Below are 16,977 nucleotides of genomic sequence, written 5' to 3'. Positions count from 1 at the left end.
GATACGCCTTCCCAGAGGCAAGGGTTCCGAAGGCAGGACCGGTAGCGTTCAGCCGAGTTGTCGGCGATGGCCCGCGATCGCAGCGTCCCCCGGCGCGAGTCGGACGGCCTTGTCTAGCAGTTGGCGCGCACCATCACTATTCCCGCTCGCGGCAAGGGCGACGCCGTAAGCATCCGCCGCGGCCGCGTTCATCGGCGCGAGGCTGTACGCAGCCTTGCCGTAGCGCACCGCGATGGCGCCATCGTCACTGCCCGCATAGGCAAGCGCCAAATCGATTAAGACGCCGCCATCGCGATTGCCGACCCGTCGCCGCACGCCTTCCAGCGTCTCGATCGCCTTGTCCCAATCCCCCGACGCAACCTGCCAATGCCCGAGCAGACGCAGCCCGGTCAGGCTTTGCGGGTTCTGCGACAGATACAGCGCCAACGAGGCCGCTGCGTCCTGCGCGCGCTCGGCTCGACCAAGCGCATCGACCAGACGCAGCATCGTCGGTTCGTCGAACGACAGATCCGCGGCACGCGCATAGACGCCGGCCGCCTCGGGATAGCGCCCGGCAACGACCAGTGCGTCCCCAAGTGCCAGCTGCGCGGCCGGCGCACCGGGGCCCGCCGCGACGAGCGCACGCGCCCGAGCGATCGCGCCGGCAGTATCCCCACGCGCGATCTGGCCGCGGATCACCCCCAGCACATAGGTCGGGTCATTCGACGCAGCATCGGCCACGGCCAACAATGCGCCGACCGAATCGTCCGTACCGAAGATCGCAGAAGGCGCCGTCCGCCCCCCCGTTGCACGATCAAGGAATTGCGCCGCGGTCGAGGTATCCCCGGTCGCCTCGAACGCCCGCGCGATCACCGTCAGCGCGTAACTGTCCGCATCGGAGCGCAGCCCGATCGGCCGCAGCACGCCCAATGCCCCTTGCGCATCCCCCGACCGGAGCAGCGCCGCGCCCAGCAGTCGGCGCGCGGTCACGTTGAGCGGCTGGATCGCGACCAACTGTCGCCACGTGACCGCCGCCTGTTCGAACTTCCCCTCCGCATAGTCGAGACTGCCCGACAGCAGCATAGCACCCGGCAAGCCGGCAACCGCGCCGCCAGTTCGTTGCAGTAGCCCGCGCGCCAGATCGACGCGTCCCGCGCGTGCTGCCAATACCGCCTGGAGGTACAACGCCTGCGGGCTGCCCGGCCGCGCCAGCAGCGCGCGACGCGTCGCCGCCAGCATGTCGGCATTCCGCCCTGCCTCGCCCAGCGTCGCGGCATATTCGATCAGCGCGGGGTGATAATAGGCGTTGCGCTGCAACGCCGCCTCGAACCACGGCAGCGCGGCAACCAGGCCGTAGCGGCTGCGGATCACCTCCCCCTGCAACGTCAGCGCCGCCGGTTCGCCCCGCGCCAGCGTCACCGCGCGCGCCGCAGCGACCGACGCACCGCCGACATCGCCCGCCGTCAACCGGATACGGCCAAGATCCGTCCACGCCGCGCCATCGTTCGGCACCCGATCGAGCAGCGCCCAAAGCACCGCCTGCGCCTCTACCGGCTTGCCTTGCGACGCGAGCGCCCGCGCCTGGATCCGCGCGGCGTACCCGGCATACCGCGGTTGCGCCTGCGCCGCCTCGTCGATCGCGCCATCGGGGTCGCCCTGCAGCAATCGCGCATGTGCCTGAAGTTGATGCAGGCGATCCGCGGGCAACCCCGCGTCGGTCGCCCGCGCCAGTTCCGCCTCCGCCGCAAGCCCGTCGCCCAGTTCGAGATACGCGCGCGCCAGCACCGCATGCGCGATCCCCAACGTCGGGGCAGCCTTGATCGCGGCCTGCGCGTTGGTCCGCGCGGCACTGTAGTTCCCTGCTGCCAGCGTCGTCAGGCTGTCGACCAGCGACCGGCGCGCATCTGGCCGTGGCGGACGGGTCGCGAGGGCGATCGCGATACCGACGATCAGCAGACACAGGACGCCGATCGCAACCAAGCGTGTATATCTCGCGGTAACGACGCCGCGCATTTTCAGGCGCCGACGCCGGCCCCGGCTCAGCAACGGATAACGATGCGTGTGCGTCGCCGCGGATCCGGTCTCAGGCATGGAGATCATAGCTTTTCAGGAGGTCGTACAAGGTCGGACGGCTGATCCCAAGCAACCGCGATGCGCCCGAGATATTGCCGTCGGCGCGCGCCAGCGCATGGCGGATCGCCTTCCGGTCGGCAAGTTCGCGAGCCGCACGCAGGTTGAGCGCGGCGGCCTCCTCGCCCTTGCCGTCGAGGTCGAGATCGGCCGCCGTGACGAGCTTGCCGTCGGCCATGATGACCGCGCGCTTGATCCGGTTCTCCAGCTCGCGGACGTTGCCCGGCCAGCCCCAGCCGTCGATCGCGGCGCGCGCATCGGGGGCAAGGCCGGTGACGACGGGGTTCATCGTCCGAGCATAGCGCGTGACGAAGTGCCGCGCGAGCAGCACCGCGTCGCCGGTCCGCTCGGCCAATGTCGGTATCCGCACGACGATCTCCGCGAGCCGGTAATACAGATCCTCGCGGAACCGTCCGTCCGCGACCATCGCGTCGACATTCTGGTGAGTCGCGCAGACGATGCGCGTATCGACAGGGATCGCTTTGCGCCCGCCGACCCGCTCGATCACGCGCTCCTGGAGGAACCGCAACAGCTTCACCTGCAGCGCGAGCGGCACGTCGCCGATCTCGTCGAGGAACAGCGTCCCGCCCCCAGCCTGCTCGATCTTGCCCTCGGTCGTCTTCACCGCGCCGGTGAACGCGCCCTTCTCATGACCGAACAGCTCGCTTTCGAGCAAAGTCTCGGGGATCGCCGCGCAGTTGATCGCGACGAAATTCCCCCGCGACCGCGGCGACGCATCGTGCAGTCCACGCGCCAGCAGTTCCTTGCCGGTGCCGCTCGCCCCGAGCAGCATCACCGAGACATTGGCGGGGGCGACCCGCTCCAGCGTGCGCGTGACCACCACCATTTCGGGCGAAGCGCTGATCAACCCGCCGAACCCGCCCGCGTCGATCCGCGCGGCAAGCCTGCGGTTCTCGGTCTCAAGCGCATGGACATGAAACGCACGGCTGACGATCATGCCAAGCGCGTCGATGTCGATCGGCTTAGCATAGAAATCCCAGGCGCCGTCGGCGATCGCCTGCAACGCACTGTCGCGCGCGCCGTGCCCCGAGGCGACGATCACCTTGGTATCCGGCTTCATCGCGAGGATGTCGTGCAGCGTGGCAAACCCTTCGGTGACTCCGTCCGGATCGGGCGGCAGGCCGAGATCGAGCGTGACGACCGCAGGCTCATGCGCGCGCACCGCATCGAGCGCCTGCGCCCGATCGCTCGCGACGACGATCTCATAGCCCTCATACGCCCAGCGCAATTGCCGCTGCAACCCGAGGTCGTCCTCGACGATCAGCAGGACGGGGCGCTCGTTTCCGCTCACGCCGCCACCTCCAGCGCCGCAACTGCGGGCAACAGAATACGGAAGCGCGTGCCCTCACCCTCCCGGCTCGCGACGTCGAGCGCGCCACCCATCGCGTGCACCAGTTGCCGCGCCTCGAACGCGCCGATCCCGAAGCCGGCGGGCTTGGACGACACGAACGGCTTGAACAGCTGGTCACGGACGAAGCCCGGCGTCATGCCATAGCCCTGGTCGATCACGTCGATCGCGACCTGTTCGCCGATCTTCTCGACCGTCAACAGGATGGGCGCATCCGCAGCGCTAGCCTCGACCGCGTTTTGGACGAGCTGCCCTAGCACCTGTTCGAGTCGGGCCGCGTGCCCCAGCGCGCAGGCGGGACCGCCGCGCGCGACGATCGGGTGCTGCGCCTTTCGGCCGGTCGCGACCCGCTCGACGATCGCGGTGACGTCGAGCGGCTGGAGCGGTTCGCCCCGGACGGGTCCGTGCTGCGAAAGGCGGGCGAGCAGCGCGTTCATGCGATCGGACGAGTCCTTGAGGGTGGCGACCATGTCGACGCGGAAATCGGGGTTGTCAGCGTGCCGCTCTGCGTTGCGCGCAACCAGCGTCAACTGGCTGACGAGGTTCTTGATGTCGTGCAGGATGAACGCAAACCGTCGATTGAACTCATCGAACCGCGCCGCATCCGCCAGTGCCGCATGCGCGCGATCCTCGGCAAGGTAACTCGCAGCCTGCCGACCCGCGACTCGGAGCAGGTCGAAATCCTCCCAGTCGAGCGCCCGGTCGACCGGTGGGCGCGCCAGCACGATCGCGCCAACCAGCGTGCCGCCGTGCACCAGAGGCACGATCGCCCACGCCTCGGGACAGTCGCGGAGCCAGCCCGGAACGCTCGTCACGTCGCCGCCTGGCGCGGTACCGGCGCGGACGCGGTCCAGTTCGACGATCCGCGCGTGCTGCGCGAGATACCGCGCCAACGTCTCGTCACGCGGACCATCGGCGATGCCAATCCAGTTCCACGTCGCGCCCGGCCCCAGCGACGCTCCATCGGGCACCAGCAACAGCCCCCCGGGCGAGTCGGTCAGGTCGGCGATCGACTTCACCACGCGACAATCGAGCGACTCCGCGCCGGAATCGGGTCGGCCCAGCGTATCGGTGAAGCGCTGCCACTCGGCACGGTAGTCATAGCGGTGGCGAAACAAATGCTTGGCCACCTTCACCTTGGCCCATGCCCGCAACCAGGGCGTCGAAAGCAGCGCCACCACCATCGCCGTCGCGCCGAACACGATCGCCGTCTGCGCCACCCGCGCATAGGGCCCGGCAAGGCTGGCGACGACGGCAGTCGCTAGCGCAGTGATGCCCGCGTAGAGGACCAGCGCGATCGCCGACAAGGCTCGCACCGCGATCGGTCGCGACAAGGCGAGCGTCCACTCGCCGCTGCGGTGCACGCCGACGACGAGCAGAGCCGCGACACCGATCATCACGACGCCCCGCGCGACGAACGCGATCGGCGCCGCCACCGTCGAGGCATAGGCCAAGGCCGCCACCAACAGGTCGACGCCCCACATCGCGGCAAGCGCCAGCATCACCAGCCGCACGCCGCCCCGCGATGCCGGCGCGGCCTGATACAGGTGATGCGTGAGGACCAGCGCGCTCACCGCCCCCATCATGCCAAGCATCGCGCGCGCGGATGCCACCGCGGCGAACGCCTCGTCATGTACCACGGCCATTTCCACGAACGCGAGCAGTGCCGCCGCACCGGCGAGCGTCATCACCACCAGATACACCGCGTCCAGCGCCCGGTTGCCCGTACGGTCGCGCCGCACCATTGCCAGCATGAACCCGAGCCAGGCGACATCGCGAACGCTCGCCGCGACGCGAGTCGCGATGTCCTGCGCCCCGATCCCCGCGACTGCGAGCGCCCACAGGCTCGTCGCGACCAGTGCCGCCAGCAATGCGCGATGCGGCCAATGCCCGCTCGGCCGCCGCATCTGCCCAAGCGCCACCGCGCCGAACAGCAACGCGGCAAGCGCATGGCTCCACAGGACCAGGGTCGCGATCACGCGCGGTCAGCTACGAAAATCACCGCGCCCCCGCCGGCCACAACACCACGCGGAGAGTCTGCAACAGGATCAGCATGTCGAGGAACGGCGAATAATTCTTCGCGTAATACAAATCGTATTCAAGCTTGTGCCGCGCATCCTCGATCGACGCGCCATAAGGATAATTGATCTGCGCCCAGCCGGTGATCCCGGGCTTCACCATATGCCGCTCGGCGTAGAACGGCAGCTGCTCCTCGAGCTGCTGGACGAACTGCGGGCGTTCGGGGCGCGGGCCGACGAAGCTCATCTCGCCCTTCAGCACGGTCCAGGTCTGCGGCAGTTCGTCGATCCGCACTTTTCGGATGAAGCGACCGATCCGCGTGATCCGCGGATCGTCCTCCGCCGCCCAGACCGCCTTGCCCGCGACCTCGGCGTCCTGCCGCATCGACCGCAGCTTCAGGATATCGAAGCCCTCGTTGTAGAGCCCGACACGGCGCTGGCGATAAAAGGCTGGCCCCTTCGACTCGAGCTTGATCGCGATCGCGGTGAGCAGGATGATCGGCAGCGTGACCACCAGCAGCAGCCCGCTGGCGACGATGTCGAACGCGCGCTTGAACACGCTCGACAGCATCCGGCTGGAGGCGAACCCGTCGGAGAAGATCAGCCAGGACGGGTTGACGCTTTTCAGGTCGATGCGTCCCGTCTCGCGTTCGAGGAAGCTCGATATCTCGCTGACCTGCACGCCGGTGGTGCGGACGCGGAGCAGATCCTTCATCGGCAGGGCGTTGCGGCGTTCGTCGAGCGCCAGCACGACCTCGCTCGCATTCTGGTCGACGATATGCGCAGCGAGATTGGGGATGTCGGCGCGCGGCATCGCGCCTTGGACGACCGGGTCCGCCTCGCCCATCAGGACGAAGCCTGCGACGACGAAGTTCACGCCCGGTTGCGCAGCCAGCGTCTCGATCCGAGCGGCGCGCGTCCCGGCGCCGAGCACGACGATCCGCCGCTTGAACGTCTCGCCGCCGAGCGTCTTGCCGAGCACCGCGCGAACCGTGACGAGCAGGACGGTCGCAATCACCGTCGCGTACAGCAGGTTCGATCGCCACAGCGCGAGCGGGGGGACGAGGAAGAAGATCAGCGACAGGAACATCACGCCAAGCGACAACGCCACCGCCAGCCGCGCGGCGGCAAAGCGCAGCGACAGGAACGACGCGACGCCGTACGCCCCGACCGCGACCAGCGAGACCTGCAATGCGAGCGCGAACGTCAGCAACTGCGCGATCCGGGTGTGGATCGGCCCGACCTCCATGCCGATCTGGTGTGCGCGGACGATCCAGCCGATCTCCGCCGACGCGATCAACAACACCGCATCGACAAGGCCGAGCAGGAGGACCGCATAGGGTACGTAATGCTTGAAGAGCCGTATCATCGTCCGCTATCCCGACGCACCAGTGTAAACGCTTCCGACACCTGAACGCCACGTTTCGCAGTAAAACACCAAAAAAGCCTGAAGACTGCATGCCAATCCGATCATTCGGCGATTGGCGCGCGAAATTGCCACGTTATAGCTCGGCGCCAGCAGGAGGCTTCATGACCGCACGTAAGATCGTTCCCGTTATTCTTTCAGGCGGTTCGGGCACGCGCCTCTGGCCGATGTCGCGCCCCGAAATGCCCAAGCAGATGCTGGCGCTGACCGCAGACGAGACGATGCTGCAGCTGACCGCGGGCCGCGCGTTCGGCGATCGCTTCGCCGCGCCGATCGTGGTCGCCAATGCGCGTCACGCGGACCTCGTCGAGCAGCAGCTGGCCGAGGCCGGCGCAACCCCGCAGGCGTTGATCCTGGAGCCGATCGGCCGCAACACCGCGCCCGCCATCGCGCTCGCCGCGATTGCCGCGGGTGGCGGCGGCGACGCGTTGCTGGTGATGCCATCGGACCACGTCATCGGCGACATTCCGGCCTTCCATGCCGCGATCGAGGCGGCGATGCCGCTCGTCACGCAAGGCTGGCTCGTCACGTTCGGGATCGCACCCGATGCGCCCGAAATCGGCTATGGCTGGATCCAGATCGGCGATGAGCTTCAGCCCGGCGTCAACCGCGTCGCGCGGTTCGTCGAGAAGCCCCCGCTCGACAAGGCGCAGTCGATGCTCGCCAGTGGCGATCACGCCTGGAACGGCGGTATCTTCCTGTTCCTCGCCGACGCCTATCTCGAGGCGCTCGCGCAGTTCGATCCGGGCATCCTGACCGCCACACAGGAGGCGATGGACAAGGCGCGTACCGAAGGGACTCGCATCTACCCCGACGCGGTCGCGTTCGCCGCCTCACCCGACGATTCGATCGATTACGCGGTGATGGAAAAGGCCGACCGGGTCGCGGTCGTGCCGGTCGCGATGGGCTGGAACGACGTCGGCAGCTGGGACGCGCTCCACGCGATCAGTGACACCGACGGCAACGGCAACGCGCACCGCAGCCACGGCGACGGCGATGTGCTGGCGATCGACACGAAGAACTGCTTCGTCCGCAGCGACGGCGTCCGCGTCTCGCTGGTCGGCGTCGAGGACCTGATCGTGGTCGCGAGCGGCAACGACGTCCTGATCATGCCACGCGGCCGCAGCCAGGAAGTGAAGAAGCTCATCGAGGCCATGAAAACCGCTGCGAAGAACGCCGCGCCGACAACCTGAGGTCAGGACATAGAATCGGTCCGGCTCCACGCCGGGCCGATCGAACTACGGTTTCCTGCGGGTCTTCGGCACCTGTGACAGGCGCGTGAGCAGCGTCGGGATGTCCTCGGTGATCATCGTGTCCGTGGGAGTCTGCCAGGACGAGCGCAATCTTTCGCCGACATCGTGCAATCGTGCGCCGGCTTCACGCCTGCCGGCTTCACGCCTGGATGTCTCGTCTCGCACGTCTACCTCACCTACGCATACACCCGACGGCATCCTTCGGGGGGGTAAGGACACCGCCGGGCTCTCGGGTCAAACCGACGATATCCGCGCTTGTTCCGGCAGTTTCCCGCGGTTTCGCCATATGCGCGTGTTTCGCGCCGGTTCCGGCCGCAGACGCGTCGAGATTCCGATCCCGGAAGCGCTGGCGATCCGCGCGCCGATACGCTTAAATGCGCCAAAGTTCACGGGAGAATTCGTCATGGATCGTCGCCAGTTCCTCGCATCGGGGGGCGTCGCCGCGCTCGCCACAACGCTGCTGCCGTCGTCGGCCTTCGCGCAGTCGAGCGGCGATACCGCGCTCAACGCCGATTTCGAGCGGATCTTCCAAGCGAGCGTCGCGCGGTCGCCCGAGCTCGCGACGTCGCTTGGCCTCGACAAGGGACCGATCGCACGCCTGAAGGGGCAATTGTCGCCACGCACACCCGACAAGCGTGCACGCGACGTCGCCGAGACCAAGGCCGCGCTCGCCAGTCTCGCTCGCTACGATGGCGCGGGCCTGTCGCCCGCCGCCAAGCTCAACCTCGAAGTCGTGCGCTACTCGCTCGCCACGCAGATCGCCGCGCCCGAGAAATTCGGCATGGACAGCCCGATCCGCCCCTACCGGATCTTCCAGCAGGGCGGCGCCTATTTCCAGGTGCCCGACTTCCTCAACACCGCGCATACCATCAACGCCACCCCGGATGCCGAAGCGTATCTGTCGCGGCTCGACCAGTTCGGCACGGTGCTCGACCAAGAGAGCGCAATGCAGCAGGCCGAGGCGGCACGCGGCCTGCTCGCACCCGGCTGGTCGCTAGACCTGACGCTCGGCCAGATGCGGAAACTGCGCAGCCAGCCGGCGGCCACGTCAAGCATTGTCCAGTCGCTGGTAAAGCGTGCAGCGGCGAAGGGCCTCACCGGCGACTGGCAGACCCGCGCCGCCAAGATCGTCGACGCGAAGGTTTATCCCGCGCTCGATCGCCAGATCACGCTGATGGAACGGCTGAAGCCGACCACCAAGCCCGGCGACGGCATCTGGCGCGTGCCCAATGGCGACGCGATCTACGCGATGGCACTGAACCAGGCGACCACCACGACGATGAGCCCCGACGAGGTCCACCGCATCGGCCTAGCGCAGGTGGCGGAGATCACCGCGCAGCTCGACACGATCCTGAAGTCGCAAGGGTTCACTACCGGCACGGTAGGCGAGCGCTTGGCGAAGCTGAACGTGACGCCGGACCAACTCTACGCGAACACCGCGGAGGGCCGCACCGAGCTGATCGCCGGCCTGAACGACGGCATCAAGGCGATGTACGCCAAGCTGCCCCAGGCCTTCTCCGAAGTGCCGACGCAGCCGCTCGAAATCCGCGCGGTCCCGGTCGAGATCCAGGACGGCGCATCGAACGGCTATTACAACCGCGCCTCGCTCGATGGCAGCCGCCCGGCGATCTACTTCGTCAATCTGAAGGACGTCGGCGACTGGCCGAAATACACGCTGCCGTCGCTCACCTATCACGAGGGCGTGCCGGGACATCACCTCCAGATCAGCGTCGCGCAGGAATCGAAGGACATCCCGACGCTGCGCAAGATCGGCTTCTTCTCGGCCTATTCGGAAGGCTGGGCGCTGTACGCGGAGCAGCTCGCAGATGAACTCGGTGCGTATGCGTCGCCGCTGGAACGCGCCGGGTATCTCCAGTCGTTCCTGTTCCGCGCAACGCGTCTGGTGGTCGACACCGGCATCCATGCGAAGCGCTGGAGCCGCGAGAAGGCGACCGATTACATGGTCGCGACGACCGGCTTCGCCCGGCCCCGTACGCAGCGCGAGGTGGAACGTTACTGCACGCAGGCCGGGCAGGCGTGCAGCTACAAGGTCGGACACATGGCGTGGACGCGCGCACGGATGAAGGCGAAGGCGGCGCTAGGCGACAAGTTCGACCTGAAGCAGTTCCACGACATTCTGAAGGAAGGCGCAATGCCGCTCACGATCCTGGAACGCCGCGTCGACGAGCGGATCGCGGCAATGAAGGCGCGGGGATAACCGAGCGCCCTTATCCTCCCCCGCAAGGGGGAGGTGGCGCCGAAGGTGACGGAGGGGGAGGACACGCAACCCCGGTGATTCTTTACCTCCCCCTCCGTCTGGCAAGCGCCAGCCACCTGCCCCTGGCGGGGGAGGATCAGGTAAATCGATCGGGATCGCTTCCACCCTTCCCTCTCCCAACGAGAGAGGGGGACGAATACGGTACGACGTAAGGGGGGTATTCGCCTGGCGACGGCCTTCACCCTATGCCGCTTTCCGGCAGCGTCGCCTCACCCGATCTGCGTCGAGTCAGGCACACCGCTCCACACCCGTTCGTGCCGAGTAGAGACCGAGTAGCCCTCTTGGGCGTATCGAGGGCTCGTATCGAGGTATAGGTTCCGCGCGACACCCCGTCCCTCAATACGCCGTCTCGATACGCTCCTACGAAGCTACTCGTCGCCTACTCGGCACGAACGGGCGAGCCCTCACTTCCCCCCACGATCCAGCGTCTGCGCCGCAACCCGCACCGTCACCGTCTGCACGACATCCGCCGCCGACGTCGCCAGCATCACCTTGTAGTCGCCGCCAGCGATCTTCCACCCACCGCTCGCGACATCGAACGTCGCCAGCAATCGCGGATCGATCGTCACCGAAACAGCCTGCTCGGAACCCGGCGCGAGATCGACCTTGCGGAAAGCCCCGAGCCGCTTGGGCGCCTCCCAGCCCGCACCCGACACATAGACCTGCGCGACAGCCTTGCCCTGCACTGCACCCGTGTTCTTCACCGAGAACCCCGCCTTGATCCCCTTGCCCTGAGGCGCGGCGGTCAAACCACCCATCGCGAAATTCGTATAGGAAAGCCCATAGCCGAACGGGAACAGCGGCCTCGCGCCGGTCTTATCGAACCACTTATAACCGACCGCGGCGCCCTCGATGTCGTAATTGCCCATCGGATGCGAATCGCGGTCGAGCTTCGGATCGCCCTCGAGCTTGGGCCGCGGCAGCTGTGCGAGCGAAGCGGGGAAGGTCGCGGGCAGATGCCCCGACGGATTGACCTCGCCGGTCAGCACGCGCGCAATCGCCTCGCCGCCCGCCGTGCCCGGGTACCACGCCTCCAGCACTGCGCCGACCTTACCGAGCCACGGCATCACCACCGGCCCGCCGGTTTCGAGCACGACCACCGTCTTCGCGTTCGCCCGCGCGACCGCATCGATCAGCGCGTTCTGGCCAGCCGGCAGGTTCAGGTCGGGCACGTCGAACGACTCGCCGGTCCACTGCTCGCCGAACACGACGACGACGTCCGCTTTCCGCGCCGCCGCGGCAGCCGCCTTGACGTCCTTACCGTCGAGATACGTCACGGTCGCACCGGTCAGCGCCTGCAACGCCTTCATCGGCGGCGACGCGTGATACGTCTTGGGACCCGGGAAGCCACTCGGGAACTCGTCCGCCACGATCAAGCCGTTGGTCGGCGCATTGTGCGAATAGACCTGGCTCGAACCACCGCCCGACAGAACGCCGACATCGGCATGCGCGCCGATCAGCAGGATCGACCTGGCCGTCTTGGCGATCGGCAACAGCCCCGCGGTGTTCTTAAGCAGGACGATGCCCTCCTCCGCATCCGCGCGCGTCACTGCAGCATGGGCGGCGTAATCGATCGTCGTCGCACGATCGCCCGCCACGACCTTGTCGAACGCTCCTACGGAAAACATTCCCCACAGTACGCGCCGCGCCATATCGGTCGCGCGCGCCTCAGTCACATGCCCGTTGTTGACCGCCTCGCGCAGCGCATCGGCAAAATACGCCGAGCGATCGAACGCCCAGCCCGATTGCTGGTCGAGCCCGGCATTGGCCGCCTCGCTGGTCGAATGCGTCGCGCCCCAGTCGGACATGACATAGCCCTTGAAGCCCCAGTCGCGCTTCAGCACCGTGTTGAGCAGCCAGTCGTTCTCGCACGCATAATGGCCGTTCACGCGGTTGTACGAGCACATTACCGAGCCGGGCTGGCCGACCTCGTTGGCGATCTCGAACGCGAGCAGGTCGGACTGGCGCGCAGCCTGTTCGCCGATCTTGTGATCGATATTGTTGCGGTTCGTCTCCTGCCCGTTGAAGGCGTAATGCTTCATCGTCGATACGACGTGCTGCGACTGGATTCCCTTGATCTCGTGCCCGGTGATGACGCCCGCCAGCAACGGATCCTCACCGCCATATTCGAAATTGCGGCCATTCCGCGGTTCGCGCGTCAGGTTCATCCCGCCCGCAAGCTGCACGTTAAAGCCCGACAGGAACGCCTCGTTGCCGATCATCGCGCCTCCGGCCTGCGCCAGTTCGGGGTTCCAGGTCGACGCGGTAGCGATCCCGGAGGGCAGCGAGGTGCGCAGGCGCGGCGTCGGCCCCCGCTGGCTGGCGACACCGACGCCGGCATCGGTCTGCCACTGGCTGGGGATGCCGAGCCGCGGGATACCCGGCACGATCCCGGCGGAAGCGGCCAGCCCGTCCTTCGGATAGACCCAGTTCTTGACCGGCGTCTTCAGCCAGTCGGCATTGGTTGCAAAGTACCCGAAGGTGAGCTGCAGCTTCTCGTCGAGCGTCATCTCTTTGAGGAGCAGATCGACGCGCGCATCGGCGCCCAGCGCAGTGTTCATCCACGGCTGCGCCTTGGGAGCCTCGGTCCGCGCCGCCGCCGCACCGGGTGCGTTGTTGGTCGTCTGCGCCACGGCGGGCGCTGCGATCGCCAGCACCGATCCCGCGAGCAAGCGGGCGAACAGGGCGCGGGAACGGGATGCGGTCATGGGCTTCACTTTCAGGCTGATCGAATGCCGTGTGTGCCGCGTTCGTCGCGTTACCGCAACCAGCCGTCGCAAGGTCTCCCCTCCCTGAAAGGGAGGGGTTGGGGGTGGGTCGGTTTCCGGATCGTGGAACGTCCACGACCCAAGCCGGCCTACCCACCCCCGCCCCTCCCTTTCAGCGAAGGGGGGCAGAAGGAGGCGCAATGCTCTACCGAACGTCGGCAACCGCCTCCGCCATCAGCCGAAAGTCCTTCCCCGCGTGGCGCGAGTGCGATCAGGCCTGACGGAAGCCACCCCCGCCGGGCGTCTCGATCACGAACACGTCGCCGGCGTGCATGTCGACCTTGGCAGTCGAGCCAAGCCGTTCGACGCCGCCATCCGCGCGCTCGACCGATGCCGAGCCGAGTCCGCCACTGTCACCGCCGGCCATCCCGAACGGCGGGATGCGGCGGCGGTTGGCGAGGATGCAGGCAGTCATGTCCTTGAGGAACCGGACTCGTCGCGTCGCGCCGTCGCCGCCGTGGTGCGCGCCTGCCCCGCCCGAGCCGCGGCGGATCGAGAATTCCTCCAGCAACACCGGGAAGCGCGTCTCAAAGATTTCCGGGTCGGTGAGGCGGCTGTTGGTCATGTGCGTCTGGATCACCGACGCGCCGTCGAAGCCGGGGCCAGCACCTGCTCCTCCCGCAATAGTCTCGTAATATTGGTGCGTGTCGTTGCCGAAGGTGAAGTTGTTCATCGTCCCCTGGCTCGCCGCCATCGCACCGAGCGCACCGAACAGCGCGTCGGTGACGACCTGGCTGGTCTCGACGTTGCCGGCGACGACCGCAGCCGGATATCGAGGGTTGAGCATCGAGCCCTCGGGCACGCGGATCGTCACGCCGCGCAGGCAGCCGTCGTTGAGCGGCACGGCCTCGTCGATCAGTGCGCGGACGACGTAGAGCACGGCCGCGCGGACGATCGAGACGGGGGCGTTGAAGTTGGTCGGACGCTGCTCGCTGGTGCCGGCGAAGTCGATGACCATTGTCCCGGCCTCGCGGTCGACTCGGACTGCCACGCGGACGACTGCGCCGTCGTCCATCTCATAGGCGAACGCGCCATCGTCTAGCGTTGCGATCAGGCGGCGGACTGCGGCGTCGGCGTTGGCCTGCACGTGCTCCATGTACGCTGCGACGACGTCGGCACCGTACTCGTTCGCGAGCCGTGTGAGACCGGTCGCGCCGCGCGTACAGGCGGCCAACTGCGCGGCGAGATCGGCTATGTTCTGGTCGATATTGCGCGCGGGATAAGGGCCGGACGCGAACACCGCGCGCAGTTCCGCTTCGAGGAAACCGCCTTCGTCGACCACCAGCACGTCGTCGAGCAGCACGCCCTCTTCCTCGACCGACCGGCTTTCGGGGGGCATTGATCCTGGGGTGATGCCGCCGACGTCCGCATGATGACCGCGGGCTGCGACGAAGAAGGCTGGGGCGTCGTTATCGTCTGTGAAGACCGGCATGATAACGGTGATGTCGGGCAGATGCGTGCCGCCGCGATAGGGGGCGTTGAGCGCGTAGGCGTCGCCGCGGCGGATACCGCGGCCGTCCGCGCCGCCGCCTCGCGCGTCGATGATCGTGCGGATGCTTTCGCCCATCGAGCCCAGATGGACCGGGATGTGCGGCGCGTTGGCGACGAGTTTGCCGTGCGCGTCGAACAGCGCGCAGCTGAAGTCGAGGCGTTCGCGGATGTTGACCGATGCGGCGGAGCGCTGGAGCGCGGCGCCCATTTCCTCGGCAATGCTCATGAACAGACCGGCGAAGATTGCGAGGCGCACCGGATCGGATTCAGTACCGATACTCGCGCCGACACGGGGCGCGATGCGGTCGAGGATCAGATTGCCGATCGGATCGACGCGCGCGCGCCAGCCGGGCTCGACGATGGTGGTCGAGACGCTGTCGAGAATCAGTGCCGGGCCATCGATGGCGTGGCCGGCGGGGAGGCCTGCGCGAGCCAGGACGGGCGTGTCGTGCCATGCGCCCGCCATGTAGACGGGGGCGACGGACAGGGGCGCGGCTAGCTCTTCGGGGAACGCGACCAGCGCGGCATCGATCGGCGGGCTCTCGGCGATCGCCTCGGCGACGATCCGGTCGGCACCCAGCGGTGCCTCGCTGGCGAAACCGAACTGCGCGATGTGCGCGGCATCGAATGCGGCGATCATCGCTGCCGGTTCGTCGAGATCGAGTTCGATGGTGTGGTCGGTCTGGCCTCGACGCAGATGCACGCGGCGTTCGATCCGAACGTCGTCCGCCGTGACACCCTGCGCCATTAGCGCGTCGCGCGCTGCTTCCGCCAGACTGTCCAGCGCCTGCGTGATCCCGGCATAGTCCGCGAACGCCGCCCCCGACGTCGCTTCGCGGAGGACCCGGCGATCGGCGAGCCCCATGCCGTACGCCGACAGCACGCCGGCCAGCGGGTGGATCATCACTCGGTCCATCGCCAGCGCATCGGCGACGAGGCACGCATGCTGCCCTCCGGCTCCACCGAAGCATGCTAGCGTATAACGCGTTACGTCATGCCCGCGCGCGACGGAGATCGTGCGGATCGCATTCGCCATGTTCGCCACCGCGACCGCGACGAACCCCTCCGCTGCGACCTGCGGATCGAGCGGCAGCTCCGCAAACCGAGCGGCCACCGCCTCCGCATCAAGCGGCTGGTCGCCCGCCGGTCCGAACAGCGCCGGGAAGAACTCTGGCCGCACTTTCCCCAGCATCACATTGCAGTCGGTCACCGTCAGCGGCCCACCGCGGCGGTAACACGCCGGCCCCGGCACCGCGCCTGCGCTCTCGGGGCCGACGATCAACCGCTCGCCATCGAACCAACAGATCGAGCCGCCGCCTGCCGCCACCGTGTGGATCCGCAGCATCGGCGCGCGGATGCGGGCGCCGGCGATCAGCGTCTCGGTGTCGCGCTCGTACGTCCCGGCATAGTGCGACACGTCAGTCGAGGTGCCGCCCATGTCGAAGCCGATGACATGCTCGAACCCGGCCTCGCGCGCGGTCGCGGCCATGCCGACGATGCCGCCAGCGGGACCCGACAGGATCGCGTCCTTGCCGCGAAAGCCTGCGCCGTAGACCAGTCCGCCCGACGACTGCATGAACAGCGCGCCCTGCCCCAGCGCGTTGCTCAGGCCCGCGACATAGCGATCGACGACCGGCGACAGATACGCATCGACGACGGTCGTATCACCCCGCCCGATCAGCTTGATCAGCGGCGCGACGCGGTGGCTTACCGAGATTTGCGTGAAGCCGATCTCGGCCGCGATTGCCGCCAGGGCCTCCTCGTGCGCGGTGAAGCGGTAACCGTGCACAAGAACAATCGCGACGGCGCGCAGTCCGCTATCAAAAGCAGCCTGTAAGCCCGCGCGCGCCGCATCGCCGTCGAGCGGCCGGAGCACATCGCCCTTCGCCCCGACCCGCTCGTCGATCTCCACCACCTGCGCGAACAAAGGCGGCGGACGGTTCACGTCGCGCGCGAAAATATCGGACCGCTCCTGGTGGCCGATCAGCAGCGCGTCGCCAAACCCGCGCGTGATCGCGAGGCAGGTCGGCTCGCCCTTGCGCTCGAGCAGAGCGTTGGTCGCGACCGTCGTGCCGATCCGCAGTTCGAGCGGCACATCCGCCCCGTCGGTCAACCGCCGGATCGCCTCGACCGCCGCATCACCGTAGCGCTCGGGATCTTCGGACAGCAGCTTGGCCGTGACGATCCGCCCGTCCGGTTGCCGCGCGACGACGTCGGTGAACGTACCGCCACGATCGATCCAGAACTGCCATGTAGTCATTGGTT

General features: G+C 67.5%; 8 protein-coding genes. 2 read left to right on the top strand and 6 right to left on the bottom strand.

Annotation, left to right across the window (positions count from 1 at the left end):
* Positions 1-48 precede the first annotated feature (48 nt).
* The 4 genes from AC59GX_RS01495 to AC59GX_RS01480 form a co-directional block, all read right to left on the bottom strand.
* Positions 49-1,959, bottom strand: a complete 1,911-nt coding sequence (locus AC59GX_RS01495; RefSeq protein WP_497300660.1) for a tetratricopeptide repeat protein — start codon at positions 1,957-1,959, stop codon at positions 49-51.
* Between the two features lie 103 nt (positions 1,960-2,062).
* On the bottom strand, positions 2,063-3,421 hold the full coding sequence (gene prsR / locus AC59GX_RS01490; RefSeq protein WP_426282593.1) for a PEP-CTERM-box response regulator transcription factor: 1,359 nt from the start codon (positions 3,419-3,421) through the stop codon (positions 2,063-2,065).
* Positions 3,418-5,457: an XrtA/PEP-CTERM system histidine kinase PrsK gene (prsK, locus tag AC59GX_RS01485; protein WP_426282594.1), complete on the bottom strand. Its 2,040-nt coding sequence runs from the start codon at positions 5,455-5,457 to the stop codon at positions 3,418-3,420. The genes prsR and prsK overlap by 4 nt, the downstream gene beginning before the upstream one ends.
* Before the next feature lie 19 nt (positions 5,458-5,476).
* On the bottom strand, positions 5,477-6,865 hold the full coding sequence (locus AC59GX_RS01480) for a TIGR03013 family XrtA/PEP-CTERM system glycosyltransferase (RefSeq protein ID WP_056484844.1): 1,389 nt from the start codon (positions 6,863-6,865) through the stop codon (positions 5,477-5,479).
* Between the two features lie 161 nt (positions 6,866-7,026).
* Between AC59GX_RS01480 and AC59GX_RS01475 the strand changes: the two genes are divergently transcribed.
* Together AC59GX_RS01475 and AC59GX_RS01470 are read left to right on the top strand one after the other, a co-directional pair.
* On the top strand, positions 7,027-8,115 hold the full coding sequence (locus tag AC59GX_RS01475) for a mannose-1-phosphate guanylyltransferase/mannose-6-phosphate isomerase (protein WP_426282595.1): 1,089 nt from the start codon (positions 7,027-7,029) through the stop codon (positions 8,113-8,115).
* Positions 8,116-8,578: 463 nt separating this feature from the next.
* Positions 8,579-10,393 (top strand): DUF885 domain-containing protein, encoded by a 1,815-nt coding sequence (locus AC59GX_RS01470; protein ID WP_426282596.1) that lies wholly within the window; start codon positions 8,579-8,581, stop codon positions 10,391-10,393.
* 464 nt (positions 10,394-10,857) lie between these two features.
* Here the strand turns inward: AC59GX_RS01470 and AC59GX_RS01465 are convergent, their stop codons facing one another.
* Together AC59GX_RS01465 and AC59GX_RS01460 are read right to left on the bottom strand one after the other, a co-directional pair.
* Positions 10,858-13,161 carry a glycoside hydrolase family 3 C-terminal domain-containing protein gene (locus AC59GX_RS01465; RefSeq protein ID WP_426282597.1) on the bottom strand — a complete coding sequence of 768 codons (2,304 nt, stop codon included), beginning with the start codon at positions 13,159-13,161 and terminating at the stop codon, positions 10,858-10,860.
* Between the two features lie 271 nt (positions 13,162-13,432).
* A complete protein-coding gene (locus AC59GX_RS01460) occupies positions 13,433-16,972 on the bottom strand; it encodes a hydantoinase B/oxoprolinase family protein (protein ID WP_497300657.1) in 3,540 nt (1,179 codons plus the stop codon).
* Between the last annotated feature and the right edge of the window lie 5 nt (positions 16,973-16,977).

Source organism: Sphingomonas sp. 320_CC, assembly GCF_059691795.1.
This window is presented reverse-complemented; position numbering and strand designations above follow the sequence as displayed.